The following is a 4,390-nucleotide window of genomic DNA, read 5'->3' on the forward strand; positions in this document are numbered from 1 at the left end:
GGTCTGCTGTTGCTTTCAATCCATTGTAAGTAGCAAGAGAAATCTTCTGTAATTTGTATGCCCTTATTAATAATGCAAAAGCGCTAACACCAAATAATTTTGCCGTTTGGAAAACATTGTTGAATGAATTGTAAACTGTGTTAGAAATTTGATCCATTAATGCTAAAGGCATAAGAGCATTCGCGGCAACTTCATTGCAAAACAATTCTATCGGGTTAAGGTTGTCCTTTTTAGTCAAGCCAATTTCAATTTCATTTGAGATACCCGATTCAGCTATCCAGATATGCGCCAATTCATGCACTAATGTAAAAAGTTGTGGGGCATTCCAATCGTCGGAATTGATAAAAACAAAGGGGGCATAGTTATCTATAACTGCAAAGCCCTGTAATTCTTCGTTATCCAATAACAGCCTTGAATGAATAAAGCTTGTACGTGAAATAAATATTCCTTTAGCTTCAGCTTTGTTGATCCATTCTTTTATTGGATTGTCGGTTGTGTAATTTGCGGGTGAGATTTTAAGAGTTTTTAAAATATCGTTAGCAACCTCCAAAGGATTTGAATGAATAGAGTATTTCCCAACAAAAGATAATTGCTTCTCATTATTTTCCTGGTACACATCACTTATCCAGGTTTGCTTTTGTTGTATTTCCCTAATAATAAAGAGAGAAGCCGTGCTAAGCGGTTTAGCGTTTGGCTTACGAAAATCTTGCAAAGGTTTAAAGTCACGGGGTACATCGGGTAAGAAAAAAAGTGCAAAAGGTCTTCGGTAAGCTTTTGCCAATGTTTCTGCCTGCCGTATGGTAGGTTGAGTTATTCCATCTTCCCATTCTTTTAGCTGGTTAGGATTTTTTAAAACTTTAGCAGCGGCTACTTCCAAAGACATACGGGCGGATTCTCTTGCCCATTTAAGTACTTTGGGTGTTATGTAAGCTTTGTCTGCCATTTATTATTCTTTCTTCATCCATTAAAATATACATCAAGTACAGCAATCATATTTTTATATAATTGGTATCATAAATCTAAAACCATTTATACATATTCCCAAGAACAATAATTAAAAATAGAGACACGCCACAATGGCGTGTCTCTATAGTTACACTTACTGCGCCGGTGGCGTCGGCTCATCCGGCGGGGGATTCTCTCCCTCATCCGGTCTATGTCCTCCGCTCATATCCTTTATTACCCTTGCCGAGATATACTCATTATACATCTCCGGATTAGCCTCGCGGGGGATTTCCATCATTCTGTCGATGTCCCCTTTCAAGATGTCGTCCGCAGTTGCAAAGGCTTCATCCATCGCTGTGTTCGCGCTCGACTTTTCATTGCCGCTCCCCTTATGCGCTTCTTTCGCACCGTTGTAGGCGTCAATATTCACCTTAACCGCGTCAACCTTTGCCGCCGGTGTTCCGTAATCGCCAAGACTGGTTTTATTCGTCTCAAGCAGATTGTAGAGGATACCCACCTTCTGCTCAAACTCCGTCTGGTTAAGTTTATTTAACGAAGCACGCGTTACCTTATACGTAAGCTTTTTCATCTCTTCAAGACTATTTTTTCTTGCGTATGAGTGCAGCGCTCCGGTTGCCGGAACTAAAGAAGTTACCAGTGCTATCTTCGCTTTCTCCCTCGCCTCGATCTTCCCGGCTACTACCTCCTCCTTTTTTTTGCTCTTGGACTTTATCAGTCCTACGGCTTCGGTAAACTTTCCGAATGCCGCTGCAAGCGCCGGTATCGCGCCGATGATCTCCGTAAACCGCTTCTCAAAAGCTATTACGGCTCCGTACATTACTAACTTGTTTTCCTGGTGGGGTGTCATAAAGACTCCTTTTATTTTGTTGTTTGAAATATCGCGTCAGCCGGTTTTTCCGGCAGCGCGGGTTTGGTAAAGTATTTACCTTTTTCAATCTCTTTTGAAGAAAAACAACAATTTTAGCCTAAATTCACAACTTTTCTCATTTTTCGCACACTTTTCAAATCACTTCGCACAACTTTCAAAACACATTACATGATTTTCAACTAATATCGCGCCAGAGGCTAATCTAAACCCCGGGGGGTACATTATTCATCCACCTCAGGCACAACCATTATTATCGACACGCTTCCCTCGATAGGTCTCTATAACCATAACTTTTTACCGCGCCGGAGGCGCCGGCTAATCCGGCTAAAGATTCCCTCATTATCCGTTTTATACCCCACGACCGAATCCTTAATTAACCTAGCGGAGAGAAACTTATTATATATCTCCGGATTATCTTCACGGAGAATTTCCATTAAGCAGTCGATGTCTCCCCTTAAAACGTAATCTGCAGCTGAAAAGGCTCTATTTATCTCTATATAAGTGCGTGATCTTTCAGAACCACTCTCTTCATGTGTGTTTATGGCGGTATTAAATGCATCTATCTTTTGTTTGAGAATAACAATTTTTGAGGCATCTATCCCGTACTCTCTTAGATTTGCTTTATTCGCATTAAGCAGTTTATAAAGAATAGTTATTTTCTGTTGAAGATCCGTTTGGTTTAGTTTGTTTAACGAACCCCGCGTTATTTTAAACGTCATCCTTTTCTCCTCAGCAAGTCTTTTATTCCTTGCATAGGAAGATAGCGCCCCGGTTGCCGGAACTAAAACTGCAATTAATGCAAACCTTGCGTCTTGTATTAATTCGAACGTACCTGTAGCAGTTTCTTCCTCGTTTTGGCTCTTAAACTTTATCAAACTTACTGCTCTGGCTAAATTACTAAACGCCCTCTCAAGCGCCGGAATTGCTGATACCTCCTTCGTAAATCTTTTCCCGAATTTGATTACAGTCCCATACATCTCTAACTTATTTTCCTGGTGTGGTGTCATTCAGACCTCCCTTTATTATGGAGTTTGAAATTATGGAATGGCGGATTTTTCCCGCCTTCCCTATTTGTAAAGTAGTTATTTCCTCTCTCTCCTTTGAAGAAAAACAACAATTTTAGCCTAAATTCACAACTTTTCGTGTTTTTCGCGCACTTTTTAAGACACTTCGCACGACTTTCAAAACGCTTCGCACGACTTTCATTTTGCGTCGCATCACTTTTCAATCACTTCGCACGACTTTCAAAACACTTCGCACGACTTTCATTTTGCGTCGCATCACTTTTCAATCACTTCGCACGATTTTCATTTTGCGTCGCATCACATTTCAATCACTTCGCACGACTTTCAAAACACTTCGCACGATTTACAAAACGCTTCGCACGGTTTTCATTTTGCGTCGCATCACTTTTCAATCACTTCGTACGACTTTCAAAACACCTCGCACGACTTTCGAAACACTCCGCACGACTTTCAAAACACCTCGCACGACTTTCGAAACACTTCGCACGGTTTTCAAAATACCTCGCATTGCTTACAAAATACTTTCCATCATTTTCAAATTACCTCGCGCGGATTTCAAATTACCTCCCATAACCACAAAATCGGTTCGCAGGTTTGTAGTAGTTATTCTCCTTTATTTTCTTTTTCATGCCGAAAAAAAAGTACGCGTTTCGTGAGTTTTAAAATCCAACATGCGGCAAATATTCTTTAAATCTTTGAAAGTACTTTTTGAATTGTAAGAAGTGAGTTTTAAGTTTTTGGAGAATTTATTGTTCGGAATAAAATGATGAGAGATTGAACGGAATATTATTTTACCAGCTTCATCTGCGGATGAATTTTTTGAAAAGGGATAACTATCGTTAGTCCATTTTGAAAATCTTTTTTGTAACCAACCTAACAAATAAAACATACCACCCGGTCAAATTGTTATTCTGATAAGCGAAACTAAGAAAATTTATATGTGATGTCAAGAACTAAATAAAAATTTTATGCACCTGCCATTCGGGAAATAGTAAAACGAAACAGAATAATTGCTCTTCAAGTTGTAAGAAATCAGAATACAGAAGTCAGAATAAATTACATTCTGACTTCTCTTCCAATCTTTTAATCTTGCAATCTTGCAATCTTTATCTGTACTCTTCCACCGGGGGACAACTGCAAACTAAATTTCTATCTCCGAATGCATTGTTCACTTTAGCTGTTGCAGGCCAGAATTTAAATTGTTTCGTCCATGTGGTCGGGAATGCCGCTTCTTCACGAGAATAGTTGTGCTTCCATTCCGTAGCGGAGACTGCGTGCATGGTGTGTGGTGCGTTTTTAATTACATTATCTTCTTTATCGGCAGCACCGTTTTCAATTGCATCCATTTCTTTTTTAATAAGGATCATCGCTTCGCAGAAACGGTCTAATTCTTTTTTTGATTCGCTTTCCGTCGGCTCTATCATTACTGTTCCGTGAACCGGGAAAGAAATTGTCGGCGCATGGAATCCGTAATCCATTAACCGCTTTGCAATATCTTCCACTTCAACATTCGCTGTTCTTTTAAAATCGC

The 4,390-nt window shown here is 39.7% G+C and carries 3 protein-coding genes and 1 pseudogene; all 4 read right to left on the minus strand.

From position 1 onward, the window contains the following. On the minus strand, positions 1-943 hold a 943-nt coding region (locus ACYC56_RS12555; protein ID WP_461374518.1), incomplete at its 3' end, for an ImmA/IrrE family metallo-endopeptidase. 156 nt (positions 944-1,099) lie between these two features. After that, positions 1,100-1,813: a hypothetical protein gene (locus ACYC56_RS12560; RefSeq protein ID WP_461374519.1), complete on the minus strand. Its 714-nt coding sequence runs from the start codon at positions 1,811-1,813 to the stop codon at positions 1,100-1,102. 299 nt (positions 1,814-2,112) lie between these two features. After that, a complete protein-coding gene (locus tag ACYC56_RS12565; protein WP_461374520.1) occupies positions 2,113-2,841 on the minus strand; it encodes a hypothetical protein in 729 nt (242 codons plus the stop codon). 1,124 nt (positions 2,842-3,965) lie between these two features. Continuing rightward, a pseudogene (locus ACYC56_RS12570) lies at positions 3,966-4,390 on the minus strand (aminomethyl-transferring glycine dehydrogenase); the annotation flags it as partial.

This window comes from Candidatus Aquicultor sp. (genome assembly GCF_054640775.1).

Excerpts from the sequence above, each read along its gene's own strand:
- ACYC56_RS12560 (WP_461374519.1), bottom strand. The coding sequence starts at position 1,813 with ATGACACCCCACCAGGAAAACAAGTTAGTAATGTACGGAGCCGTAATA.
- ACYC56_RS12565 (WP_461374520.1), bottom strand. The coding sequence starts at position 2,841 with ATGACACCACACCAGGAAAATAAGTTAGAGATGTATGGGACTGTAATC.